Source organism: Serratia sp. NPDC078593 (assembly GCF_050268245.1).
Classification (GTDB): domain Bacteria; phylum Pseudomonadota; class Gammaproteobacteria; order Enterobacterales; family Enterobacteriaceae; genus JBNNGK01.
This window is the reverse complement of the sequence record NZ_JBNNGK010000003.1, coordinates 123,147-146,267: the sequence shown is the minus strand read 5'-3', so window position 1 is coordinate 146,267 and position 23,121 is coordinate 123,147. Positions and strand designations below refer to the sequence as shown.

Genomic DNA, 23,121 nt, shown 5'->3' with positions numbered 1-23,121 from the left:
CGGGATAATACCCGTATGCAACGCGTTTCTCAGCGGTGAATTACGCTGCGGCCAGGAGGAAAAAGACTAAAACGGAAAAATGCCATCATGCAACCAAAATAAAATGACTTAATGCAATAGCACCAAGTATCGTTAACGTATTCGGCAATGCACGGCTCTGGTATAAAATGAGGGGTGCTGCCCGCCAAGTTCGGCAAGCAACAAATCAGAAAGAGATAGGTTAGCTTGCCTTATTTATATCGCCACAACTAAAACTTTCCAATTACTCTCTCCTATTAAATTTTATGCGGATTATAGTGAGGTACTGTAAAGGTGTAAAGGCTATTTTATTAAACGAAATATAAACTTGCCGCCAATATAGTAGGCTGTTTATCCTCCCTCATTACGCGTCGTAGCGGCCATTATCGCCGTGAACTAGGATATTAACATTGTTCTAACTTCGCTTTATGGCGTCACTCATAATTCAACGGCTACAGACAATGTTCGACGAATTAGGGCAAAGCCTTGGACTGCGTGAAATACCACTGGCGCAGTTTACTTTGTGCGGTAAGGCCAATTGAATTCAATTTTTCCAGTGACTGAGCTGGCGACCGCCAGTTGGGGTGCCGCAGGCCTGAGTTGCGTGCAGTTACTTCAACAACGTTACGGCATACCGCCACAACAGATTTACGTCGATCGCCGTTTGGCCTCCTTGTGGTTCGGTTGGACATTACGCCCTATCGGCTGGGACTGCCGGCAGCCTGGGATCCGCTGGCCGGGGACTACGCTACCAGTGACGGCTGGATACGTTTGCATACCAATGCCCCACACCACCGCAAAGCGTTGGAATGTGTACTCGGTGCGCATAAGGATAAAAGCACGCTGGCAAAATGCGTTCACCGTTGGAAAAATGAATTGTAACAGGCGGTGATTGAAACCGCGGGCTGCGCAGCCGAAATGCGCACCAGTGAAGAATAGCTGCGGCATAAACAAGGTAACAGCGTGGATCTGGAGCCACTGATTCAGCAATCACGACAGCCTGAAACCGCCCTTCCCAGCTGGCCGTTACCCCTCGAACGCCCACTACCCAGAGTGCGAGTGCTGGATTTAACACGGATTATTGCCGGCCCGGTCGGCACACGTTTTCTGGCTGGTCTGGACGCTGACGTGCTAACGCTGCCAAGCCCCAGACGCCTATGCACTAAGCCGCTTTTGCACATAATTTTTACCAGCGCCAACGTTCTGCTCTACGGCCTGCATCAGCAAACCTGCAGCATTGGAAACCGAGTATGCCAGGCCAGAGTCGGTCAGATCGCGGGCCTGAGCACGATGTACCATCACAGCGCTCCAAGCACGGTAATTTCAGCGCCCTGAACTGCCGCAAAATGCGCTAGTACCGAGGCTGGCTACTCTGTTACCGAATTGATCGCGAACTACTGGCTAATACTTCAAAAATCAAAAATGACTACCGTAATAGTTGAGCAAAATCGATTAATGCCGCTGTCATGCCGTATAACTCCGTACTCAAAACACTAAAAATCACCTAAGCCTTTATAGTAAAGTAACTTTGTGTAACATAACTAGTTGTAGATGTTGTTATTTTGTAACGCAAAAGCATAAAAAAAGTAATATTGACAATAGTTATTATTATCATTTTATATATAAACATATGAAATTTAATGAATTTCCTAACATTTATTCATTATCAGTTATTATTTTTGACGAAAAATCAGGCTACAATAGACAAAAAACCAACACATGAATTTTTTTTAAGAATTTTCTTACCACACTATTAATCAAAATCGTGACATTATGAACAAATTCAATGAACAAGTGGATAACACGTGCATCGTTCTGACCAACCTTGCTGCGACCCAAACGTCATACCAGTGTCAGCACATCCATCTGACTTAAGCCAAACTTATAAATCACACCAGTTGATGGAATGCATCAGAAAATAACATTGAGCCGTTACGCTTTTGTTGATAGAACATTCTACTTAGTACGTTTTGTTTTTTTTGCCTTTTGGCTTTTTCACATTATTACTGCGGTAAAACGGGTTTATATGGGGGTACAATATGCCAACGATTATCATGGATTCTTGTAGCTATACGCGATTGGGTCTTACCGACTATCTGACAACGCATGGGGTTAAAAAGCGGCAGATCAATGCCGTTGCGGACATCGACAGCTTGCATGAAAAATGCTGTCGGCTAAAACCTAGCCTGGTGTTTATTAATGAAGATTGCTTTATACATGAAGCTAACGCTACTGAACGAATAAAACGGGTCATCACACTGAACCCCGACACACTATTCTTCATCTTTATGGCTATCACAAACGTACATTTTGACGATTATTTATATGTTCGTAAAAATGTCATCATCTCATCAAAATCAATCAAACCAGAAATCATGAGCCAACTCCTTGCTCATTATCTTGAACGAAAATCCCCCAACGTAGTCAAGGTTAACGTGGATCAAACCCCCGTGACGCTAAGCCAGACCGAGTCAAATATGTTGCGTATGTGGATGTCTGGTCAGGGAACCATTCAGATATCTGATAAAATGCAAATAAAAGCCAAGACAGTTTCGTCTCATAAAGGAAATATCAAAAGAAAGATCAAAACACACAACAAACAAATTATTTACCATGTGGTTCGGTTAACTGACACATTGACCAGTGGAATATTTGTTAATAGCCGCTGATAACTGGATAAAGATTATGTGGCTCCAGGCTATTCGGTAAAATACCCTATTTTTACCCATAGTGCGAACGCTTATCCTGAGCCCATAATTTTCTGCCTGCGATCAGGCTTGCCGCAGTAGCTTTAATGCCATCTCAAAGGGCACTATATTGGGTGTTATATTGTTCGCCATCAGCAAGGGATAAGTAATAATTACCCCGGAAGGATAAACCAGCCTCGGTTGACTTCAGTAATGCGAGCATTACTTTGTAGTGGAAATACGAGGTTCAACAAAAGTGCCATCGCGGCTATCGATTTCGTTAAAGAACCATACGCCATTGGGATATTCCTCTAACGCAACTAAATACATGACCCCTTCATTAAACTGTTCGACCTCAAGGATCACGCCCTCACGCCGTGGGCCGCCATCGGTTTTCACCGTCACCCGATCGTTTACCTTCATTATTACGACTCCCTAATTTTACTTATCCTCAGTGTATTACACCGCGAGGCAAGCATCACTACCCAACCCACCCATCGTTAACTTAATTTCGCTTAAAGGGTAGCAGAAAGTCATCCATGGATGATTTCACTCATCGAAACCTGCCTCACACGATCTTACGCGCTTTACGATCACGGTTGTTAAGTGACTCACGGGCACAAGATCGTATAACCAGACGTGGTTTCGCTAAACGACAGACACAAAAAAACCCGCCTTAGCGGGTTTTTATCAATCAGCGAAAAATCGCCAATTAGATAGCGGTAACGTTAGCCGCTGATGGACCTTTAGCGCCGTTCTCGATAGAGAACTGAACGTTTTGGCCTTCAGCCAGGGTTTTGAAACCTTGGTCTTGGATAGCAGAGAAGTGTACGAATACATCTTTGCTGCCGTCAGCTGGAGTAATGAAACCGAAACCTTTAGATTCGTTGAACCACTTCACTTGACCTTTGATCATGTTAGACATGTCTATTTCCTTCAAAATTAAATGTTAGCCACCATGGGCAAGATATAGCCGGTCATCAGTTACTTATGGAGGCACTAGAAAGGAAATTCGTCATATGAAGGGTTATCAAAGATAACGCTTTAAATTTGAACTACTTTACTCAAAATGTCGTGCATAAATAGGTCTGTACCACAGGCCGGTAATCATTAACGCATGACGGGCGTTCAATAGCAACTCTTTTTGTCACCCCAATCGCTAAACCGGCTTAAATGCTCAGGTTTTAGCCCGACAAGCGGCTTTTATCGCCAACTCACCCGCCGCGCGTCTCTTTTTTTATTACTCAGTGCTCTGCTGCCCGGCGCGTATCGGTAGAAACAGAATGCTCTTATTGCAGCAAAATGAGACACATGTCACAAATAGGCGGACTAAGCCCATTTTAAAAGAGGTATCACTTATGGCGATTCACTATCTACTGTTCTTGGCCTTGCTGGCTGCGGTTTCAGGATTTTCTTTGTATAAGCACTTCAAATCCGCCAGAAAGAGCAAATTGGTTCGACCAAATCCCTGATCGCGCCCCGCAACGGAGTTCCCTTTGTTGTCTGCGCATCATCACAACTTCGCTTTTTGTCATTTTTTCATCACAAAATTGTCACTATGTAGCCATAGGATAGTGGATGATTACTTTCATCGGCTAGCACCAAGGGTTTCGCCTATGACAACCATTAAAGCGGTAAATCACCAGGAAGCGGAAACGCTGATACGTTCAGGAATCGCGACAAAAATAGAATTGGCTTACGATATCGGCAGCGATGATTTTTTTCAGCTCGCCAGTTTGTGGTGTGATAAAGGCGCTAAAATTTCCAAAGGTAAAGAGCACTTTATCGTCTCATTGAAAGGGTTTCGCATTCCCCCTAACGATTAATATGCTGCCGTCCTGTGCGGCGGCCTCTTCTTTTACTCAGATCGCCCTTTCATCCACGTACCTCCCTCTCGATTTCTGTAACATCCGCATAGGTTTTATATAGACAGTTACCTACACTGTAGGAATGTCTGTACACAAAATAAGGAGAACAGCATGTCCACCACGACCTTACCCAGCCACATGAAAGCGATTGAGATTTCGCAGCCCGGTGAACCCGATGTATTGGTGATGGCGCAACGACCGTTACCGACGTTGGCATCGGGGGAAATTCTGGTAAAGGTTGCCGCTGCCGGGGTGAATCGCCCAGACGTCATGCAGCGCCGTGGGCAATATGCCCCACCGCCGGGCGCTTCCGACATCCCAGGCTTAGAGATTGCCGGGGAAGTGGTTGCTATCGGCGCTGACGTACAACATTACGCCGTGGGCGATCGTGTTTGTGCGCTGATTGCCGGCGGCGGTTACGCCGAATACTGTAAAGTGCATGAGAGTAATGCATTACCGGTTCCTGAAGGATTTAGCATGGTCGAAGCGGCGGCCATACCCGAAACCTTTTTCACCGTATGGGTCAACGTTTTCCAACGCGGGCATTTGAAAGCGGGTGAAACCGTATTGATCCACGGCGGAACCTCTGGCATCGGTACCGTTGCCACCATGCTGGCTAAAGCATTTTGTGCACGCGTTATTACCACCGTGGGCTCGGAGGAGAAACGCCAAGCCAGCCTGGCGATAGGCGCCGATGTCGCCATCAACTATCGGACAGAGGATTTTGTAGAGAAAACCAAACAGGCTACTAACGGCAAAGGCGCCGATGTGATTGTTGATCTGATTGCCGGTGATTACGTGGCAAAAAACTATCATGCGGCCGCGATGGAAGGACGAATCGTACAAATTGGCACCCAGAATGGCGTAGTTAAGGAATTGAATCTGATGACGCTGTTGCTCAAGCGTCTGACGCATACCGGTTCGACCCTACGCGCCCGTAGCGTGGAAGACAAAGCGCAGATTGCCGCCGATTTGCGGCTAAAAGTCTGGCCATTGCTGGAGCGAGGCGTGGTCAAACCGCAAATATTCAAAACGTTTTCTTTTGAACACGCGGTCGCAGCGCATACGCTGATGGAATCCAGCGCGCACATCGGCAAAATCATCCTTACCCGGTAAGCGCGGTTCAAAAACGCGGCCGGGTACTCAGACGGCGCGTCAACACGCCGTCACCCACAGAGTGATTTATCCGTGTCTGCCCCCACCACAAAGCGGGGGCACCCCATTAGGCCGTTGGCGTATGAACGTCTCGTGGTTCGCTATCGGTGCTCGCCAACTTCTCTTGCGCCAGCACCTCATCATCGTGAGTTTTCTCTAAACTTTCCTGCTGTTCTCCCTGCTTTGGCGCGTACACCAGCTCAACCAAAATCGGGAAATGATCGGAACCCACGCAGGGTAATCGCCGCAGACTGCCTAAAATAAAATCATCGCTGTGAAATACGTGGTCTAGCGGCCAGCGTAGGAATGGATAACCCGAATGGAAAGTGCTAAACATGCCACGCCCACGGCGCGGATCCAACAACCCGCTAACCTTCAGGAATAGGCGTGTGGTGGTTGACCACGCCACGTCATTCAGATCGCCGGTGACGATCACTGGCTGTTTAGCATCGCGTACGCTTTTCCCCACCAGAACCAGTTCGGCATCACGATCTTCTGATTCATCATTCTCCGTTGGGCTAGGCGGCATCGGATGAACGCAGTGCAGCCGTACCTGGGTTCCATCGACAAGTCGCACCAGCATATGCATCGACGGTATATCTTTATCCACCAGATATTGAATTTCGGCATCGCTGAGCGGCAAGCGGGAATAGACGTGCATGCCATACAAATTATCCTGCGGACAGGCTAATCGATAGGGATAATCCTGTTCCAACGGAGCCAGCTGTTGTTCCCACCAGCGATCGGTTTCCACTGCGACCAACACGTCAGGTCGCTCCGTCGCGACCAGTGCCAACAGTTTTTCTGCCTGGCGATTGGGCGTCAACACGTTAGAAACCAAAATACGGATCCGCGGTTTAGCTTGATAACCACTAAAATCCAGCACCTGCGGTTTGCTAAGCGGCGTATAAGGGTAAATCCACACGGCCTGATAAACCACGCAGGCCAAATTAATGGCAATCATCACCCACACCAGCGGTGATGATAACGGTAAAAACAGCAGGTTGATCACGAATACCAGCAGCGCAAGCGCCAGTATTTGCAGGCGCGGGAAATCCCACACCCGGATCCACCAGGCTGGATGCTTTGAAAGGGGTGCAATAGTCACCAGCACCAGTAAAAGCGTCAGTATGGCGGTAATCCCTGTCACGTAACGTTTCCTCTTAATATTAACGGCTCAGAGTAGGCAATCGGCACTGTGTAACTGCGTAAAGCGGTAGCCAAAGATTGCCATAAAAAACGGCCGAGCTACCCGTTGGTACGAAAGAATTATCTTACTTCAGGCTGGTAGCAACACGTCAACTGCTGCGGGGCAAAGCCAGCCTGCCGGAAATATCTTAACCGCGCCAAACACATCGGTATAGTAGGCACATGGCAACATAAGAGAGAACTGACCATCACAGCCTGTGTGCCATGAGATCGGCGTAACTTGCGAGGAAAAGTCAAAGCGTGCGCGAGCCTGCGGTTGCCGTCCAACGACCAGGCAAACACAAGTAACATGCCTCCGGCATAGAACCGGAGGCAAGCAGGTTAACTAAACAGTTTACCCACGTAGCTGGCCAGTTCATCTTGCTGAACTTCACCATTCGGCGAGGCTTTGTCAGCCAGCGTCGGTAACAACTGTGCAATCGTGTCGGATGCTTGAGTTTGGTCAACGCCCAGCTTGGCCGCCAGTTGCGCTATCGCATCACTACCCAGTGCTTGCTGAACGTGATCGCCACTGATGGACTGGTTATCACCGTTGCCAAGCCACGAGCCAACGATGTCACCCAATTGGCCTTGTTGCAGTTTGTTCAAGATGGCCTGTAAGCCGCCTTGTTGATCCACCCATTGCAAAATAGCGACGATATCGATCCCACCCTTGCCACTATTACCCAGTGCACTGCCCAGCACATTGCCGAGCACACTACCTAATGCGCCATCTAATAGGCCCATGATATTCCCCTTCTCCGAAAGACGACCAAAGCCGTGCGATCGTCACCCATGATTAAACGAAAAAGGGCCGCCGTGGCGACCCTCATTGAGCAGCACGTGATTAGCTTCTGATCTTTCTGTAAACAAAAAGTACCACCAGAGCACCAATGACGGCAACGACGAAACTCCCCAGGTTGAAGCCATCAACGCGGCCCATGCCGAAGAAGGTACTGATCCAGCCGCCGACAACCGCACCAATAACCCCGAGGATGACGGTCATGATAAAGCCGCCGCCGTCTTTGCCCGGCATAATCCACTTAGCCAGAATACCGGCAATTAAACCAAAAATGATCCAAGAAATAATGCCCATTTTTACTCTCCCTAATTACTTTTTGCCTAAAAGAAACCCAATCACCAGGCCAACAACGGCTCCGGCACCAACCCCAGCCCACGGATTGTCCTTAATATAGGTACAAGACTGATCGGCAGCGTCTTTCAAACTAGCGCGAACTTCACACGCCCCCGCCTCAACGCTGTCGCGTACAGAGTTTACCTGATCTTTTACGTCATTTTTAGCAAACATTTCAGTTCCTTAGATAGCATAATCTGAAAAACACTCGTCAAGTCCCCGACGTGAGCGGCGCTTATACGCTGATACGCCTTATAACTATAGACAAAAATCAGCGAGTTACCCACTCGAGCTGGCTGAATTTCTTCCGTTCACGGCGGCGTCAACCGATGCCCTCCCTGCCTGGCGTAAACATCATCAATTTCCATTTTCACGGATATGCGGAGTGCCGTTCTGTAGGCGGCAAAACGATAAAACGATATCTGTGGCTGCCCCTTCTTCATCGATGGCGTCAGGCTTCACAGAACGGGGCAATTAACCGGCTAAACCACTCGGCGAAAACGGTAAAACGCGCCGTACGTTGACGACGATGCGGATAGAGCAATGAGATACGCATGGGCGGTGCCTGCGCATGCGGTAACACTTCAACCAGGCTGCCGTTATTCAGGTAATGCTGAATATCAAAACGAGGTATTTGTATCAACCCCATGCCCGCTAAGCAGCAGCCGATATAATTTTCCGCATTATTGACCGTCACTTTGCTACGTACGCTGGTTTCTATCACTTCGCCATCCTGAAGCCACTGCCAGTTTTCGGCCGACATCAAGCTGGGTTGTGCATAGCCCACTCCCCAATGTTCAGCCAATTGAGCACAGTGTTGCGGTATACCGTGCTGGTGCAAATAGGCAGGACTGGCACAGTTAACCATGCTCAATCGCCCCAGCGGTTGGCTTACCATGCTGCTATCGCTCAGGCTGCCAACGCGCACCACGCAATCCATACCCTCTTGCACCGGATCGATGGCGCGATCGCTGGCGCTAAGAAACAATTGAATATCGGGGTAGAGAAGGAAGAAGTCAGGCAAGGCGGGCACGATAATACGCCGCGCGATGCGGCTGGGCACATCCACCGCCAATCGCCCACCAATTGGTGCACTATCTGGCTCAAACAACGCGTCCAATTCAGCGACATCTTCTAATAATCTGCGTGCGCGCTGCAATAAGCGCTCACCATCGCTCGTCAATTGTACTCGCCGTGTCGTACGGTGAAACAAGCGTGCACCCATTTCGCTTTCAAGCTGTTGCACTGCGGCAGAAACGGTGGTTTTCGGCATCAGCATAATTTCCGCTGTACGCACAAAGCTGCCCAACTCAGCGACGTGAACGAATACGCGCAATCTCCCTATCTTATCCACCAATGCCTCATGCTAATAAAGCGCTGCGGCAGCTAGCCGCAGCGGAGTTGAACTATTAACGGGTAGTATAGCCACCGTTAGCGAACAGGGTTTGCCCAGTGATCCACCAGCCATCGGTCACCAAGAACTTGACGATCGGTGCAATATCCTCAATATCGGTCAAGCCAGTTTTAGAGAACGGGCTTAATGCCGCTGCCGTGCGGTGATAGTTAACGGCTTCTTGGCTTTCCTGCCCGTAAAAGAAGGGGGTGTCCATTGGCCCTGGGCCGATGGCGTTAACACTGATGCCGCGTTCTCCAAATTCTTTGGATGCTGCGCGAGTAAAATGCTCTACCGGCGCCTTGCTGCCCGGGTAAACGGCATAGAATGGCGTATAGGCCGCCAACAACGAACTGACGATAGTCACAATACGGCCATTATCAGCCAAATGCTTCCCAGCCTGTTGAATAAAGAAGAATGCGGCTTTGGCGTTAACGTCAAAGCTGCTGTCATAGTCGGCTTCTGTGACATCAGCAATCGGTTTTTTGAGCACTAAACCGGCGGTATTCACCGCAATATCGACTTTGCCGAAGGCCTTTACCGCATCTTCAAACAAACGAGCAACATTTGCCGGCTTGGATAAATCACCTTGTAGCGCAATAGCCTGAGCACCAGCGGCTTTCACCGCGGCCGCGGTTTCTTCCGCCGCCGCTCTGCTCGCATCGCTGTGGTAATGCACCACCACGGCCGCTGCACCGTTTTGGGCTAAATCGCGTGCCACGAGCCCACCGAGATTTTTAGCACCGCCCGCAATAACGACCACTTTACCGTTCAAAGATTGATTACCCATAGCAATAACTCCGTGCTTGAAATGAACTCTGAGTATAGAAAGGCTCACCGCACAGATAATCTGGGCAAATCGGGATGCACTATCCCAGTTTTTCGTTCAATGCTCATCGATGCCAATAGCGTGATCGCCCACAAAACATTCTGCATGGAGAGAACTACACTAATAAGTCACCATTCATCGTCATCCCTACCCAAAACTATTTCAACCCAACCACCCACAACAATGTGGATGAGTTACTAATGAGGACAACACGATGCAGATTCAACCTTATCTATTTTTTGACGGTCGTTGCGAAGAAGCGATTAATTTCTACGTTCAGCAGTTGGGCGGGCAGATTGAAATGCTTATGCGCTACCAAGACATGCCAGAGGAAGCCAGACAAGAAGGAACTCAGCATATTGATCCGCAGGCTATTATGCATGTCAGTGTGATCATTGGTGACAGCCGGTTAATGGCGTCTGACGGTTGCCCAACAGACGGCGACAATACTACCGCGCACCAAGGTTATGCTCTTTCGCTCAACCCTGCCAGCATTGAGGAGGGGCGCGACCTGTTTGACAAATTAGCACAAGACGGTGACATCACCATGCCTTATGAGCCAACGTTTTGGGCCAAAGGATTTGGCATGCTGACTGATAAATTTGGCGTTAATTGGATGATCAATGTGGAGTAAAGCGTACGCAGTGCCACTGATGACAGCGGCACTGCCTATGAAGTGCAACACGAAGTGAATGCACAGAAATTCCACACATGCCAAATACGCAGCGGCCGTAGCCAAGGGCGCCAACGCGACGCCCAATCAAGATATTAAGCGGGCTGTTGCCCCTCCCCCCGCTGTCGTGCCACGAGCGTTAAAATACTGTACAACGCCACCGCTTGCTGATGTTGATTTAACACCTGCACATCCCACACCACCACGCCGTGTGGGCGATCGTCACTGCTTTTTTGCGGCTTACGAATTTTTTTCTTACAGGTCAAACGGACTTGAATGGTATCGCCAATTTTTACCGGTTCGATAAACCGCAAATTTTCCATGCCATAGTTGGCGATCACCGGCCCGACGCCCGGGTCGACAAACAGCCCAGCGGCGGCGGACACCACAAAGTAACCGTGGGCGACCCTCTCACCAAACAGCGACTCCGCTGCGCCTATCTTATCCACATGCGCGTAAAAATGATCGCCACTCAGGCAGGCAAAATTGACAATATCCGCTTCGTTCACCGTACGGCGGGCGGACAACAGGCTTTCACCTATCTGTAATTGTTCAAAATACTTACGGAATGGATGTATCGGCTCCTCAACCAAAGCGGCACCGCGTATCCACTCTTTACCAATCGCCGCCAGCATCGTGGGGCTGCCTTGGATCGCGCTACGCTGCATATAATGTTTCACCGCCCGTAAACCGCCCAATTCTTCGCCCCCCCCTGCGCGACCAGGGCCACCGTGCACTAACATCGGCAATGGCGAACCATGACCGGTTGATTCCGCCGCTGCTGCCGCATCCAACACTAACATACGGCCATGCGCACACGAGGTGGCACGGATAAACTGCGTCGCCAACGCCGGATCGGCCGTCACCAGCGATCCCGCCAAACTCCCCTGCCCCGATAACGCTAATTCAATCGCCTGTTCGGTAGTCTGATACGGCATCAGCGTCGCCACCGGGCCGAATGCCTCGGTTTCATGGACGGCAAGATGATTAAGCGGATCGGCACAGTACAGCAACGTCGGTGGATAAAATGCGCCGTTTGCCGCCGCATCCCCTAATGCCTCACCGGCTGGCACTCGGCCTCCGCACAGTGGCTCACACCCGTTACGCAACAGCGAATCCACTTTCTGCTGCACGTCGTCGCGCTGTTCCACACTGACTAACGCCCCCATCCGCACCGACTCCAACTGCGGATCCCCAACCTTCACCGCAGCCAAACGGTGCAGTAGCGCCTGCTGTACCTCGGCAACGCGAACTGCAGGCACCATAATCCGCCGGATAGCCGTACATTTCTGCCCGGCTTTGCTGGTCATCTCACGCACAACCTCTTTAACAAACACGGTGAATTCGGGCATATCCGGTGTTACATCTTCACCTAACACACAGCAGTTAAGTGAATCCGCTTCCATGGTAAAGGGGATGGACTTCGCCAACAGACGCGGGTGTGCACGCAACTGTTGCCCGGTGTGTGCAGAGCCAGTGAAGGTAACCGTATCGTGATAATCCAGATGCGCAAACAGATCGCCAATGCCACCGCAAATCAGCTGCAATGCCCCCTCTGGCACCCATCCGCTATCGATAATCAATTTGACCATCGCCTGAGTGAGCTGTGCGCTGGCGGTCGCCGGTTTAATAATCGCAGGCATACCGGCCAGCCAGGTAGGCGCCAATTTTTCTAGCATCCCCCAACAGGGAAAATTGAACGCATTAATATGTAGCGCCACGCCCGGACGAGAGGTTAATACATGGCGCGCAACGAACTGTCCCTGTTTCGACAGTACGATGGGTTCATCCTCTGGCCACAGCGTATCATCCGGCAATTCGCGGCTGGCTAATCCAGCATAAGAGAACAGCGTCGCGATGCCGCCTTCAATATCCACCCAACCGTCATTACGCGTCGCACCGGTTTGATAAGAAATTTCATACAGTTGTTCTTTATTGGCCAGCAGGTGCTTCGCGACGGCCTTCAACATTTGCGCTCGTTGCTGGAACGTCATCTGCGCCAGTGCCGCGCCGCCTTGCCGCCGCGCATAATCAAGGCTATCGGCGAATGGCAACCCGTCGGAACACACCTGATACAACGCCTCACCGGTGACCGCATGATGGATTTGGCGGAGGTTGCCTTGGCCAAACTGCCAGCGGCCTGCAAGATAACTGTTTAACTGCTGCATTCGCATCCCCTATTATTCATAAACAATCACAATACAGCTTAATTACGTATCACATATTTACCATACCCCACACACTAAAAAATTAACAAAAACCCTACAAATACGCTGTAAAGCTTGCAGTACAGCCCTAACCCCTATAATCGACAAACAATAAAAATAAATAAAAACAATATATTACACTTAGCAAATGTGATGAGCATCGCAAAAGCCCAACGCAGCACTTTGATCTTTTCGTTATCAACTTGTAGCTTTATGATTATGTAAAATGATTCATTTTTAACTTAAATAACATTATTTACGAATCATAAAGAGGCAATCATGCTCACTGAAACACAACATCAGCAGCATTTTGACGACAAGATTGCGGCAGATATTGCTATTGAGGCGAAAGACTGGATGCCAGACGCCTACCGTCAAAACCTGATTCGTCAAATCGGCCAGCATGCCCATTCGGAAATTATTGGCATGTTGCCGGAGGCCAATTGGCTCACGCGGGCGCCAACGCTACAGCGCAAAGCGGTGTTACTCGCCAAAGTGCAGGATGAAGCAGGACACGGGCTGTACTTATACAGCGCAGCCGAAACGCTTGGCTGCTCACGACAAGACATCTATCAAAAGATGCTCGACGGCAAGATGAAGTACTCCTCGATTTTCAATTACCCGACGCTCAGCTGGGCTGACATCGGCGTGATCGGCTGGTTGGTCGATGGCGCAGCGATCGTCAATCAGGTAGCGCTATGCCGGGCATCTTATGGGCCTTATGCCCGTGCCATGGTGAAGATTTGCAAAGAAGAGAGTTTCCACCAGCGTCAAGGGTATGAAGCTGTGACGGTGCTGGCCAACGGCAATGCCGCGCAACAAGCCATGTTACAAGATGCCATCAACCGCTTCTGGTGGCCGGCACTGATGATGTTTGGCCCCAGCGATGCTGATTCTCCTCACAGTGCGCAAAGTATGGCGTGGAAGATCAAGCGCCACAGCAATGACGAACTGCGACAAAAATTCATCGATAACACCGTACCGCAACTCAATGCGCTCGGCATGTGTGCCCCCGACCCTGACCTGATCTGGGATGAAGTCAGCGGCCATTACCGCTTCGGCGAGATCGACTGGCACGAGCTCTCGCAGGTGATTAAAGGGCAAGGCCAATGCAACCACGAACGGTTACAAGCCAAACGTCACGCCTGGCAAGCAGGCAGTTGGGTACGTGATGGTGCAATGGCTCACGCGGCCAAACGGCCTTCCAAAGCTGCCTGAATCGACATTAAGAGGACAATTTCATGATCCGTGCTGAATGGCCGCTGTATGAAGTTTTTATTCGCAGCAAACAGGGATTGGCACATCGCCACGTTGGCAGCTTACATGCTGCCGATCCGCAAATGGCATTGGAAAATGCGCGTGATGCTTACACGCGCCGCAACGAAGGCTGTTCAATCTGGGTGGTGCCGTCCTGCCATCTGATCGCCTCACAGCCGGAAGATCGTCAGGCCTTTTTCGATCCGTCTGAGGACAAAATCTATCGCCACCCGACCTTCTATACCCTGCCTGACGGCATCAAAAATATGTGAGGACAGCATGACACTACGCGATCCACGCATTGATTACCTCTTACGTCAGGGCGATACGCCGCTGATTCTTGCGCAACGCCTGTGCGCCTGGTGTGGCCACGCGCCAGAGCTGGAAATCGATCTGGCGTTGGCAAATACCGGCCTCGATCTGCTCGGCCAGGCGCGTAACCTCCTCGGCTACGCCGCCACGTTGATGGGGCCTGCGCACAGTGAAGATAGCCTGGCATTTGGCCGTGACGAGCGCGAGTTCCATAATCTGCTACTGGCCGAACAACCCAACGGCGGATTTAACGACACGCTGGTACGCCAGTTCCTGCTGGATGCATATCACCTGTTACTGCACCGGGCATTGAGCCGCAGCACCGATACACAACTCGCCGCCATCGCCGCCAAGTCGGTGAAAGAGGCAGAGTACCATCTACGTTTCAGCCGTAACTGGATGATTCGCCTTGGCGACGGCAGCGCCATCAGCCACCAAAAGATGCAGCAATCGCTGGATGCCCTGTGGCGCTTTACCGCCGAACTGTTCCACGCCGATGAAATAGAGCTTGAGTTGGCTGAACAAGGCATCGCCGTTGACCCACGTCAGTTACGGGAACCGTGGCAGGCCATCATCGACGACACGCTGCAACAGGCCACGCTGACGCTGCCACAGCAACCCGCCTTCCGTCTGGGGGGTAAACAAGGCCAACACAGTGAACATCTCGGTTTTTTATTGGCGGAAATGCAATTCCTGCCACGCGCCTATCCGAACTGCAATTGGTAAACAATGCTGATGAACATCACTCGCTTACAGCCCACGGAGATCCCGCAGATCTGGCAATGCCTGCACCAGATCAGCGATCCAGAGTTACCCGTGCTATCGATTACCGATCTCGGCATGATCCGTCACGTCGAACGCGATGGCGACGGCTGGCGTATCACCTTTACGCCCACTTACTCCGGCTGCCCGGCGACCGAATTTTTACTTAACGCCATTCAACAACGGTTAACCGCGGCCGGTTTTAGCCCGGTGACGGTGGAGATACGCCTCGCCCCCGCCTGGACGACCGACTGGATGAATGCCGACGCTCGCCGTCGCCTACGCCAATATGGCATCGCACCGCCGCAGGGCCATACCTGCGACCAGCCACACCGCCACGCTGGCGTTCAGTGCCCGCGCTGCCACAGTGAAAACAGCGAAAAGATCAGCGAGTTTGGCTCCACCGCCTGCAAAGCGCTGTACCGCTGCTGTGATTGCCGCGAGCCGTTTGACTATTTCAAATGTATTTAGGAGCGCAGAAAACCATGGCTCTTTTTCATCGTCTGAACGTTGCCGCGATTGAACGCGAAACAGCGGATGCTGTCGCCATCACCTTGCATCTCCCTGATGAACTGAAAAATGATTTTTGTTATATCCCCGGTCAACACCTGACGCTAAAAGCGCAGCTAAATGGTGAGGAGTTACGCCGCTGCTATTCAATTTGTAGTGCGCCGCAAGAAGGGCTGCTGCAAATTGGCGTAAAAGCCATTCATCAGGGGCGATTCTCATCATTCGTCAATCAACAGCTCAAGATCGGCGATAAATTGGACGTTATGCTGCCGCAGGGGCGCTTTGGCTATCAGCCGCAGGCTGACCAACGAGGCACTTATCTGGCTATCGCCGCAGGCTCCGGCATTACGCCAATGCTGTCGATCATCAAGGCTACGCTGCAAATCGAACCGCACAGTCGCTTTACCCTTATTTATGGCAACCGCAGCAGCCGTTCGGTGATGTTCAAGGAGACGCTGTCCGATCTGAAAAATCGTTATCCACAGCGTTTCCAACCGCTGTATCTGTTCAGCCAGGAAAGCCTGGATAGCCCGCTGCTCAGTGGCCGCATCGACCGTGAGCGCCTGACAGCGCTGGGTAATAGCCTGCTGGCCTATCGCGACGTTGACCGGGCGTTTATTTGCGGCCCGCAGACGATGATGGATGACGCCCACGCCGTCCTGCAGCAGGCAGGTATGCCTAACGATCGTATCCACAGCGAGCGTTTTAACACCCCCGGCATCAGTCTACGGCCACAGAGCGACGCCCATCGGGCTACCACACAGGTAGCAATACAACTCGATGGCCGTCGGCTGAATATTGATGTCGCGCCACACGATGACAGCATTCTCGATGCCGCGCTGCGCCAAGGCGCGGATTTACCTTACGCCTGCAAGGGCGGCGTCTGCGCCACCTGCAAATGTAAGGTGCAATCCGGCGCCGTGGAGATGGGCGTTAACTATAGCTTGGAGCCGGATCAGTTAGCCGCAGGTTATGTACTCAGTTGCCAGTCGTGGCCGAAAGGTGATGGCGTGGTGCTGGATTTCGACGTATAGGAGCCATCAATGGAAACGCCCTGGATTATTCGCCACCAGCGGGAACGCGTCGTCACCCTGATGCTTCACCGCCCAGACGCCCGCAATGCGCTCAGCACGCCGTGTCTGGATCAGTTGGTTTATTGGCTGGAACAGGCCGATAACGATAGCGAGGTCGGTGCGGTGGTGATCGGCGGTACACCACGTTTTTTCGCCGCCGGCGCCGATTTACACGAGCTTCAGCAGCAAGATTTATCTACCACCCTTGCGGATCGACGCCCCTTACTCTGGCAACGGCTTACGCAATTCAGCAAACCGTTACTGGCGGCGGTTAACGGCTACGCATTGGGCGCGGGCTGCGAGCTGGCGCTGGCCTGCGACATCATCATTTGTGGCGAAAGTGCCCGTTTCGGCCTGCCGGAAATTACCCTCGGCCTGATGCCGGGCGCAGGCGGCACACAACGCTTAATTCGCTGCGTGGGGAAATCACGCGCCAGCCAGATGGTACTGAGTGGCGAAGCGATTGACGCCCGGTTGGCACAGCAAAGCGGTTTGGTCAGTGAGGTCTGTCTGGATGCGCTGACGCTGGAGCGCTGCCAGCAGTTAGCCGCGCGTATCAGCCAACACGCACCGCTGGCACTGCGCGCCGCTAAACATGCGCTGAAACTGGCGGAGGAAACCCCACTGAGTGCCGGACTGGCCATCGAACGCCAGCAGTTTGCAACGTTGGCTGCCACTGACGATCGTCGCGAAGGCATCGCCGCCTTCTTCGAAAAACGAACACCACACTACCAAGGGCGCTAATGATGGATAACGCAATGATTTTGAGCCATATCGAAGCCGGGGTGCTGACGCTGACCCTTAACCGGCCAGACCGGTTGAACAGTTTTAATGACGAAATGCATCGCCAGTTGGCCGATGCGTTAACCGTCGCTGAACGTGACGACAGTGTACGCTGCGTGGTTTTCACCGGTGCGGGGCGCGCTTTCTGTGCCGGGCAGGATCTGAACGATCGTACGGTCAATGCCGAACAACAGATGCCGGATCTCGGCCTTTCGGTGGAGCGTTTTTACAACCCGCTGATCCGTCGCCTGACCTCACTGCCTAAGCCGATCGTTTGTGCGGTTAACGGCGTAGCCGCCGGGGCAGGTGCCGGGCTGGCAATGGCTTGCGACATCGTTATCGCCGCCGATAACGCCTGTTTTATTCAATCATTTTGTAAACTGGGTTTGGTACCCGATTCCGGTTGCAGTTGGTTTTTACCGCGTTTGGCTGGCCATGCGCGCGCCATGGGAATGGCGTTGCTGGGTGACAAGATCACGGCGCAACAGGCGCTGGAGTGGGGCATGATTTGGCAGATGGTGGACAGCAGCGAGCTGACATCGTGCGTCCAAACGCTGGCGCAGCATTTGGCTACTCAACCGACCTACGGACTCGGCTTGATTAAACAGGCGATTCACCGCGCTGCTACCCATACGCTCGACCAGCAACTCGATCTGGAACGCGATCTGCAACGCCTTGGCGGCCGGAGTGATGACTATCGTGAAGGCGTCAGTGCTTTCTTCGCCAAACGCACGCCGTCTTTCACCGGGAAATAACCATGAGCATGCCAACGCAACACATACCGCTGGCAGTCATCGGCGCTGGCACCATGGGCATTGGCATCGCCCATGTGGCTGCCGCTGCCGGGTATCAGGTGACACTGTTCGATAGCGACCCGTCTGCCGCCGTGAAGGCGCTGGCACAATTGAGCCAACGACTGCGCCAGCGGGTAGCCATGGGCAAAGCGGCGAGCGACAGCACCGAACAGCTGCTGGAAAATATACGCCTTGCCACTTCACTGCAGCAGCTGGCCGACTGTCGCTTGGTGATCGAAGCCGTAGCGGAAAAACTGGCGATCAAACAAAGTCTGTTCCGCGAGTTGGAAGCAATATGCAATAACCAAACGCTGTTTGCCAGTAACACGTCATCGTTGTCGATCACCGCCATTGCCAGCGTTCTGCACTACCCGCGGCGCATGGCCGGTATGCACTTTTTTAACCCGGCTCCACTGATGAAGCTGGTGGAAATTGTCGCCGGGCTTGAAACCAGTGACGCGACCTTGAACCAACTTAGCGCACTGGCCAAGCAATGGGGTAAACATCCGGTACAATGCCGCTCGACGCCCGGCTTTATCGTCAACCGCGTCGCACGGCCATTTTATGCTGAAACGCTACGGGCGTTGGAAGAACAAGTCGCCGACGTCGCCACGCTAGATGCGGTCATGCGTGACACCGGTGGCTTTACCATGGGGCCACTGCAATTGACCGATTTAATTGGTCAGGACATCAATTTTGCCGTGACGCAATCGGTATTCCAGGCTTTCTACCATGACGATCGTTTTACCCCATCGCTGCTGCAACAAGAATGCGTTGCCGCCGGACATTTGGGGCGTAAGCGTGGGCGCGGCTTTTATCGATACGATGACCAAACCCCAGCCGCAACCGCGGTTTACCAGCAACCGGTCACGCGATCAACCACCGCGGAGGTCACGCTATACGGTGACTGGTCGGCCTTAACCGATTTTGCCGACCTGCTGGGGAAATGTGCGTCAACGGCCAAACCAGCCGATCTGAACCGCCCCTTTGCTACCGTTGATAACGTTCTGGTTATGTTGACCAACGGCCAGACCGCCAGCCAACTGGCCGACGCGCACCACGCTCCGGTCGTGCTGTTTGATCTCTCGGCTGATTATCAACATGCCCCTACCCTTACCCTCACCGCCGCGCAGCAAAACCGGCCGCAGGACACCGACAGCGTTATTCACCTGCTGCAATCATGCGGGAAACAGGTGATTAAACTGCCGGATTACCCCGGTTTGCTGGTGATGCGCACCGTCGCCATGTTGGTCAACGAAGCGCTCGATGCGGTGAATAAGCGGGTCGCCAGCGCCGCCGATATCGATAACGCCATGCGGTTTGGGGTTAATTATCCACGCGGCCCACTGGCATGGGGTCAGGCAATCGGCTGGCAAACGCTGCTAACCACGCTGGAAAACCTCCACCAGTTCTACCTGGAACCGCGCTATCGGCCGATGCCCTTACTGCGCCGCTACGCGGCCGGCCATGCCGCCCCCACGTCAGGAGCAGAGCCATGAGCGCCGATACCGCGCGCGCGTTAGCCCAACGCTGCGTCGAACAGATGTACCAACACGATCCCTGTGCTCAGGCGATGGGCATGCAGATCGACCACATTGATTGCGGGTTTGCGCAAGTCAGCATGATCGTCGGCCCGCAGATGCTCAACGGCCATCAGACTTGCCACGGTGGGCCGCTATTTAGCTTGGCCGATACCGCATGTGCTTATGCCTGTAATAGTCAGGGATTTGCCGCCGTCACTCTGGGTTGCAGCATTGATTTTGTACGCCCAGCACAAGCGGGCGATCGCCTCACCGCCAGCGCTGAAATGCGCCATCAAGGCAACCGTCAGGGCCTATACGATGTGGAGATTGTTAACCAACACGGTAAAACCATCGCCTGGTTCCGTGGGCGATCTCACCGGCTTGGTCATCACATTTTAGGAGAGCAGCCATGAATCATGCGTTTATCTGTGACGGCGTACGCACGCCGATAGGCCGTTATGGCGGCGCGTTAGCCACGATTCGCGCTGACGATCTGGCTGCCCTGCCGTTGCGTACCCTGATGGCCCGCCACCCGCAGTTGGACTGGGCGCAGCTTGATGATGTGATCCTCGGCTGTGCCAATCAAGCCGGTGAAGACAACCGCAATGTTGCACGGATGGCGACCTTGCTGGCCGGGTTGCCGCACAACGTTTCCGCAACCACCCTCAATCGTCTGTGCGGCTCCGGTCTTGATGCGCTGGCAATGGCCGCCCGCAGTATCAAAGCGGGAGAAGCCAGTTTGGTCTTGGCGGGCGGTGCAGAATCAATGACCCGTGCGCCTTGGGTGATGGGCAAAGCCGAGAGCGCTTTTAGCCGCCAGGCGCAGCTATTCGATACCACGCTGGGTTGGCGGTTTATTAACCCATTGATGCAACAGCAGTTCGGTAGCGACTCTATGCCAGAAACCGCCGAAAATGTTGCGGCACAGTTCGCCATCAGCCGTGCCGACCAAGATGCTTTCGCGTTGCGCAGCCAACAACGTACCGCCCACGCACAGGCGACGGGTATTCTGGCCCAACAAATTGAACCCGTGAGCATCAAAGATAAAAAAGGCGTCGTGACGCTGTTCAGCCAAGATGAACACCCACGCGCAGACACCACGCTGGCGCAGTTACAAACGCTGAAAACACCGTTCCGCCAGCCCGGCACCGTTACCGCTGGCAATGCCTCAGGTGTGAACGACGGCGCCGCGGCGCTGATTGTCGCTTCTGAAACCATGGCTCAGCAACAAGGGCTCACGCCCCGTGCGCGTATCATCGCGACCGCCACCTGCGGCGTCGAACCCCGTTTTATGGGCATTGGGCCGCTACCCGCCACCCGTAAAGTATTGGAAATTGCCGGGCTCAGTCTGGCTCAGATGGACGTGATTGAACTCAATGAAGCCTTCGCCGCACAGGCATTAGCGGTGATGCGCCAGCTTGGCTTACCCGATGACGCTGAGCACGTTAACCCCCATGGTGGCGCCATCGCCCTCGGCCACCCGTTAGGCATGAGCGGCGCACGTCTGGCGTTGGCTGCCCTGTTTGAACTGGAACGGCGGGCTGGCCGCTACGCCCTGTGCACCCTGTGCATTGGTGTCGGCCAAGGTATCGCCATGATTATTGAGCGTGTCTAAGCGTGAGGCCAAAACAATGACCACCCATTCCCAGCTCCTCGATGCGATCGAATTTGCTTCACGCGATGAGATCGAAGCTTTGCAACTACAGCGCCTGAAGTGGACCCTGCACCACGCTTACAACAACGTGCCAATGTATCAACGTAAGTTCGATCAGGCAGGTATCCACCCCAATGATTTGCAACAGCTCAGTGATATCGCGCACTTTCCCTACACCACCAAGCAGGATTTGCGCGATAACTATCCCTTCGATACTTTCGCCGTACCGATAGAACAAGTCGTTCGCATTCATGCCTCATCAGGTACCACCGGGCGGCCAACGGTCGTCGGTTACACCCAACGCGATATTGATAACTGGGCCGATATTGTCGCGCGCAGTTTGCGCGCCGCGGGTGCCACGGCGAAAGACAAAGTACACATCGCCTACGGTTACGGTCTGTTCACCGGCGGGCTCGGTGCACATTACGGTGCCGAACGCCTAGGCGCAACGGTCATCCCCATGTCCGGCGGCCAAACCGAAAAACAAGCGCAACTGATCCTCGACTTTAAGCCCGACGTCATCATGGTAACGCCGTCGTACTGTCTGACATTGATCGATGAGTTGGAGCGTAAACTCGGCGGTGATGCGCGCGGCTGCTCACTGCGTATCGGGATATTCGGTGCAGAACCGTGGACGGAATCATTACGCCATGAAATTGAAAACCGATTAGGAATTAAAGCATTAGATATCTATGGCCTATCTGAAGTGATGGGGCCAGGGGTGGCAATGGAGTGCGCGGAAAGCAGCGGCGGCCCAACGATTTGGGAAGACCATTTTTTGCCAGAAATCATTGATCCTGCGTATGGCAACCGTTTAGCGGAGGGTCAACATGGCGAACTGGTGTTCACAACCCTGACCAAAGAGGCATTGCCGATAATTCGCTACCGAACGCGCGACCTCACACGCCTTTTGCCGGGCGATGCGCGCCAAATGCGGCGTATGGGAAAAATCACCGGTCGTTCAGATGACATGCTGATCATTCGTGGGGTTAATGTTTTCCCCTCACAAGTAGAAGAACAAATTATGCAGTTCGAACACTTGTCACCGCATTATCAATTGCAGATCAACCGCAGTGGGCATCTCGATACGCTGGCAGTACGCGTCGAACTGAAAGAATCAGCACGCAGTCTTGACCAGCAACAACGTTGCGATATTTGTCACCAACTGCGTCAGCATATCAAATCGATCATCGGCGTGAGTACCGATGTCAGCATTGCTAATTGTGGTGATATTCCGCGATCCGAAGGTAAAGCCCAACGGGTGATCGACCTTCGTCCACGCTGATAGGTTGCATGACGC

The 23,121-nt window shown here is 52.6% G+C and carries 26 protein-coding genes; 16 read left to right on the top strand and 10 right to left on the bottom strand.

Annotation, left to right across the window (positions count from 1 at the left end; genetic code table 11):
- Positions 1-693 precede the first annotated feature (693 nt).
- The gene (locus ACQKDS_RS04805) at positions 694-900 is read left to right on the top strand and encodes a hypothetical protein (RefSeq protein ID WP_399666706.1); all 207 of its coding nucleotides are present in this window, start codon (positions 694-696) and stop codon (positions 898-900) included.
- 273 nt (positions 901-1,173) lie between these two features.
- Here ACQKDS_RS04805 and ACQKDS_RS04800 read toward each other — a convergent pair whose 3' ends face one another.
- On the bottom strand, positions 1,174-1,317 hold the full coding sequence (locus ACQKDS_RS04800; RefSeq protein ID WP_399666710.1) for a hypothetical protein: 144 nt from the start codon (positions 1,315-1,317) through the stop codon (positions 1,174-1,176).
- 740 nt (positions 1,318-2,057) lie between these two features.
- Here ACQKDS_RS04800 and rcsA point away from each other — a divergent pair.
- Complete coding sequence (gene rcsA / locus ACQKDS_RS04795) at positions 2,058-2,687, top strand: transcriptional regulator RcsA (protein ID WP_399666713.1); 630 nt, start codon at positions 2,058-2,060, stop codon at positions 2,685-2,687.
- Between the two features lie 240 nt (positions 2,688-2,927).
- Here rcsA and dsrB read toward each other — a convergent pair whose 3' ends face one another.
- Together dsrB and cspE are read right to left on the bottom strand one after the other, a co-directional pair.
- Positions 2,928-3,128, bottom strand: a complete 201-nt coding sequence (dsrB, locus tag ACQKDS_RS04790; RefSeq protein ID WP_399666717.1) for a protein DsrB — start codon at positions 3,126-3,128, stop codon at positions 2,928-2,930.
- 289 nt (positions 3,129-3,417) lie between these two features.
- On the bottom strand, positions 3,418-3,630 hold the full coding sequence (gene cspE / locus ACQKDS_RS04785; RefSeq protein WP_004946278.1) for a transcription antiterminator/RNA stability regulator CspE: 213 nt from the start codon (positions 3,628-3,630) through the stop codon (positions 3,418-3,420).
- Between the two features lie 691 nt (positions 3,631-4,321).
- Between cspE and ACQKDS_RS04780 the strand changes: the two genes are divergently transcribed.
- Entirely contained in the window at positions 4,322-4,531 is a 210-nt protein-coding gene (locus ACQKDS_RS04780) for a hypothetical protein (RefSeq protein WP_399666721.1), read from the top strand.
- 153 nt (positions 4,532-4,684) lie between these two features.
- On the top strand, positions 4,685-5,689 hold the full coding sequence (locus ACQKDS_RS04775) for an NAD(P)H-quinone oxidoreductase (protein ID WP_399666723.1): 1,005 nt from the start codon (positions 4,685-4,687) through the stop codon (positions 5,687-5,689).
- Positions 5,690-5,795: 106 nt separating this feature from the next.
- Here ACQKDS_RS04775 and ACQKDS_RS04770 read toward each other — a convergent pair whose 3' ends face one another.
- The 6 genes from ACQKDS_RS04770 to ACQKDS_RS04745 all read right to left on the bottom strand — a co-directional run bounded on the left by ACQKDS_RS04770 (position 5,796) and on the right by ACQKDS_RS04745 (position 10,234).
- The gene (locus ACQKDS_RS04770) at positions 5,796-6,878 is read right to left on the bottom strand and encodes an endonuclease/exonuclease/phosphatase family protein (RefSeq protein ID WP_399666727.1); all 1,083 of its coding nucleotides are present in this window, start codon (positions 6,876-6,878) and stop codon (positions 5,796-5,798) included.
- A 380-nt stretch (positions 6,879-7,258) separates the two neighbouring features.
- Positions 7,259-7,663, bottom strand: coding sequence for a YidB family protein (locus ACQKDS_RS04765; RefSeq protein ID WP_399666730.1), 405 nt, complete (start codon positions 7,661-7,663; stop codon positions 7,259-7,261).
- 100 nt (positions 7,664-7,763) lie between these two features.
- Positions 7,764-8,012: a GlsB/YeaQ/YmgE family stress response membrane protein gene (locus ACQKDS_RS04760; RefSeq protein WP_399666732.1), complete on the bottom strand. Its 249-nt coding sequence runs from the start codon at positions 8,010-8,012 to the stop codon at positions 7,764-7,766.
- A 15-nt stretch (positions 8,013-8,027) separates the two neighbouring features.
- Entirely contained in the window at positions 8,028-8,225 is a 198-nt protein-coding gene (locus ACQKDS_RS04755) for a glycine zipper domain-containing protein (RefSeq protein ID WP_399666735.1), read from the bottom strand.
- Positions 8,226-8,502: 277 nt separating this feature from the next.
- Positions 8,503-9,405, bottom strand: a complete 903-nt coding sequence (locus ACQKDS_RS04750) for a LysR family transcriptional regulator (protein ID WP_399666738.1) — start codon at positions 9,403-9,405, stop codon at positions 8,503-8,505.
- Between the two features lie 55 nt (positions 9,406-9,460).
- Entirely contained in the window at positions 9,461-10,234 is a 774-nt protein-coding gene (locus tag ACQKDS_RS04745; RefSeq protein ID WP_399666741.1) for an SDR family oxidoreductase, read from the bottom strand.
- A 253-nt stretch (positions 10,235-10,487) separates the two neighbouring features.
- Here ACQKDS_RS04745 and ACQKDS_RS04740 point away from each other — a divergent pair, with 253 nt between their 5' ends.
- Positions 10,488-10,907: a VOC family protein gene (locus ACQKDS_RS04740; RefSeq protein WP_399666743.1), complete on the top strand. Its 420-nt coding sequence runs from the start codon at positions 10,488-10,490 to the stop codon at positions 10,905-10,907.
- A 134-nt stretch (positions 10,908-11,041) separates the two neighbouring features.
- Here the strand turns inward: ACQKDS_RS04740 and paaZ are convergent, their stop codons facing one another.
- Positions 11,042-13,114: a phenylacetic acid degradation bifunctional protein PaaZ gene (gene paaZ, locus ACQKDS_RS04735; RefSeq protein WP_399666746.1), complete on the bottom strand. Its 2,073-nt coding sequence runs from the start codon at positions 13,112-13,114 to the stop codon at positions 11,042-11,044.
- Positions 13,115-13,432: 318 nt separating this feature from the next.
- Here paaZ and paaA point away from each other — a divergent pair, with 318 nt between their 5' ends.
- The 11 genes from paaA to paaK are packed head-to-tail and all read left to right on the top strand — an operon-like array spanning position 13,433 to position 23,106.
- Entirely contained in the window at positions 13,433-14,371 is a 939-nt protein-coding gene (gene paaA / locus ACQKDS_RS04730; RefSeq protein ID WP_399666749.1) for a 1,2-phenylacetyl-CoA epoxidase subunit PaaA, read from the top strand.
- Between the two features lie 23 nt (positions 14,372-14,394).
- Positions 14,395-14,682, top strand: a complete 288-nt coding sequence (gene paaB, locus ACQKDS_RS04725; RefSeq protein WP_399666752.1) for a 1,2-phenylacetyl-CoA epoxidase subunit PaaB — start codon at positions 14,395-14,397, stop codon at positions 14,680-14,682.
- Between the two features lie 7 nt (positions 14,683-14,689).
- Positions 14,690-15,448 (top strand): 1,2-phenylacetyl-CoA epoxidase subunit PaaC, encoded by a 759-nt coding sequence (gene paaC, locus ACQKDS_RS04720; protein ID WP_399666755.1) that lies wholly within the window; start codon positions 14,690-14,692, stop codon positions 15,446-15,448.
- Positions 15,449-15,457: 9 nt separating this feature from the next.
- Positions 15,458-15,955: a 1,2-phenylacetyl-CoA epoxidase subunit PaaD gene (paaD, locus tag ACQKDS_RS04715; protein ID WP_399666758.1), complete on the top strand. Its 498-nt coding sequence runs from the start codon at positions 15,458-15,460 to the stop codon at positions 15,953-15,955.
- Between the two features lie 14 nt (positions 15,956-15,969).
- Positions 15,970-17,028: a 1,2-phenylacetyl-CoA epoxidase subunit PaaE gene (gene paaE, locus ACQKDS_RS04710; protein ID WP_399666761.1), complete on the top strand. Its 1,059-nt coding sequence runs from the start codon at positions 15,970-15,972 to the stop codon at positions 17,026-17,028.
- A gap of 9 nt (positions 17,029-17,037) precedes the next feature.
- Positions 17,038-17,811: a 2,3-dehydroadipyl-CoA hydratase PaaF gene (gene paaF / locus ACQKDS_RS04705; RefSeq protein WP_399666764.1), complete on the top strand. Its 774-nt coding sequence runs from the start codon at positions 17,038-17,040 to the stop codon at positions 17,809-17,811.
- A gap of 2 nt (positions 17,812-17,813) precedes the next feature.
- A complete protein-coding gene (gene paaG / locus ACQKDS_RS04700; RefSeq protein ID WP_399667089.1) occupies positions 17,814-18,605 on the top strand; it encodes a 2-(1,2-epoxy-1,2-dihydrophenyl)acetyl-CoA isomerase PaaG in 792 nt (263 codons plus the stop codon).
- A 2-nt stretch (positions 18,606-18,607) separates the two neighbouring features.
- The gene (locus ACQKDS_RS04695) at positions 18,608-20,143 is read left to right on the top strand and encodes a 3-hydroxyacyl-CoA dehydrogenase (protein ID WP_399666767.1); all 1,536 of its coding nucleotides are present in this window, start codon (positions 18,608-18,610) and stop codon (positions 20,141-20,143) included.
- On the top strand, positions 20,140-20,580 hold the full coding sequence (gene paaI / locus ACQKDS_RS04690; protein ID WP_399666770.1) for a hydroxyphenylacetyl-CoA thioesterase PaaI: 441 nt from the start codon (positions 20,140-20,142) through the stop codon (positions 20,578-20,580). Before ACQKDS_RS04695 ends, paaI begins: the two co-directional genes overlap by 4 nt.
- A complete protein-coding gene (pcaF, locus tag ACQKDS_RS04685; RefSeq protein ID WP_399666772.1) occupies positions 20,577-21,782 on the top strand; it encodes a 3-oxoadipyl-CoA thiolase in 1,206 nt (401 codons plus the stop codon). Before paaI ends, pcaF begins: the two co-directional genes overlap by 4 nt.
- A gap of 16 nt (positions 21,783-21,798) precedes the next feature.
- Positions 21,799-23,106 (top strand): phenylacetate--CoA ligase PaaK, encoded by a 1,308-nt coding sequence (gene paaK, locus ACQKDS_RS04680; RefSeq protein WP_399666775.1) that lies wholly within the window; start codon positions 21,799-21,801, stop codon positions 23,104-23,106.
- The last annotated feature ends 15 nt before the right edge of the window (positions 23,107-23,121 follow it).

Excerpts from the sequence above, each read along its gene's own strand:
- cspE (WP_004946278.1), bottom strand. The coding sequence starts at position 3,630 with ATGTCTAACATGATCAAAGGTCAAGTGAAGTGGTTCAACGAATCTAAA.
- ACQKDS_RS04745 (WP_399666741.1), bottom strand. The coding sequence starts at position 10,234 with ATGGGTAATCAATCTTTGAACGGTAAAGTGGTCGTTATTGCGGGCGGT.
- ACQKDS_RS04695 (WP_399666767.1), top strand. The coding sequence starts at position 18,608 with ATGAGCATGCCAACGCAACACATACCGCTGGCAGTCATCGGCGCTGGC.
- ACQKDS_RS04755 (WP_399666735.1), bottom strand. The coding sequence starts at position 8,225 with ATGTTTGCTAAAAATGACGTAAAAGATCAGGTAAACTCTGTACGCGAC.
- paaZ (WP_399666746.1), bottom strand. The coding sequence starts at position 13,114 with ATGCAGCAGTTAAACAGTTATCTTGCAGGCCGCTGGCAGTTTGGCCAA.
- paaF (WP_399666764.1), top strand. The coding sequence starts at position 17,038 with ATGGAAACGCCCTGGATTATTCGCCACCAGCGGGAACGCGTCGTCACC.
- ACQKDS_RS04765 (WP_399666730.1), bottom strand. The coding sequence starts at position 7,663 with ATGGGCCTATTAGATGGCGCATTAGGTAGTGTGCTCGGCAATGTGCTG.
- paaI (WP_399666770.1), top strand. The coding sequence starts at position 20,140 with ATGAGCGCCGATACCGCGCGCGCGTTAGCCCAACGCTGCGTCGAACAG.
- paaC (WP_399666755.1), top strand. The coding sequence starts at position 14,690 with ATGACACTACGCGATCCACGCATTGATTACCTCTTACGTCAGGGCGAT.
- paaB (WP_399666752.1), top strand. The coding sequence starts at position 14,395 with ATGATCCGTGCTGAATGGCCGCTGTATGAAGTTTTTATTCGCAGCAAA.
- paaE (WP_399666761.1), top strand. The coding sequence starts at position 15,970 with ATGGCTCTTTTTCATCGTCTGAACGTTGCCGCGATTGAACGCGAAACA.
- ACQKDS_RS04780 (WP_399666721.1), top strand. The coding sequence starts at position 4,322 with ATGACAACCATTAAAGCGGTAAATCACCAGGAAGCGGAAACGCTGATA.
- dsrB (WP_399666717.1), bottom strand. The coding sequence starts at position 3,128 with ATGAAGGTAAACGATCGGGTGACGGTGAAAACCGATGGCGGCCCACGG.
- paaD (WP_399666758.1), top strand. The coding sequence starts at position 15,458 with ATGAACATCACTCGCTTACAGCCCACGGAGATCCCGCAGATCTGGCAA.
- paaG (WP_399667089.1), top strand. The coding sequence starts at position 17,814 with ATGGATAACGCAATGATTTTGAGCCATATCGAAGCCGGGGTGCTGACG.
- ACQKDS_RS04800 (WP_399666710.1), bottom strand. The coding sequence starts at position 1,317 with ATGGTACATCGTGCTCAGGCCCGCGATCTGACCGACTCTGGCCTGGCA.
- ACQKDS_RS04740 (WP_399666743.1), top strand. The coding sequence starts at position 10,488 with ATGCAGATTCAACCTTATCTATTTTTTGACGGTCGTTGCGAAGAAGCG.
- ACQKDS_RS04760 (WP_399666732.1), bottom strand. The coding sequence starts at position 8,012 with ATGGGCATTATTTCTTGGATCATTTTTGGTTTAATTGCCGGTATTCTG.
- pcaF (WP_399666772.1), top strand. The coding sequence starts at position 20,577 with ATGAATCATGCGTTTATCTGTGACGGCGTACGCACGCCGATAGGCCGT.
- paaK (WP_399666775.1), top strand. The coding sequence starts at position 21,799 with ATGACCACCCATTCCCAGCTCCTCGATGCGATCGAATTTGCTTCACGC.
- paaA (WP_399666749.1), top strand. The coding sequence starts at position 13,433 with ATGCTCACTGAAACACAACATCAGCAGCATTTTGACGACAAGATTGCG.
- rcsA (WP_399666713.1), top strand. The coding sequence starts at position 2,058 with ATGCCAACGATTATCATGGATTCTTGTAGCTATACGCGATTGGGTCTT.
- ACQKDS_RS04775 (WP_399666723.1), top strand. The coding sequence starts at position 4,685 with ATGTCCACCACGACCTTACCCAGCCACATGAAAGCGATTGAGATTTCG.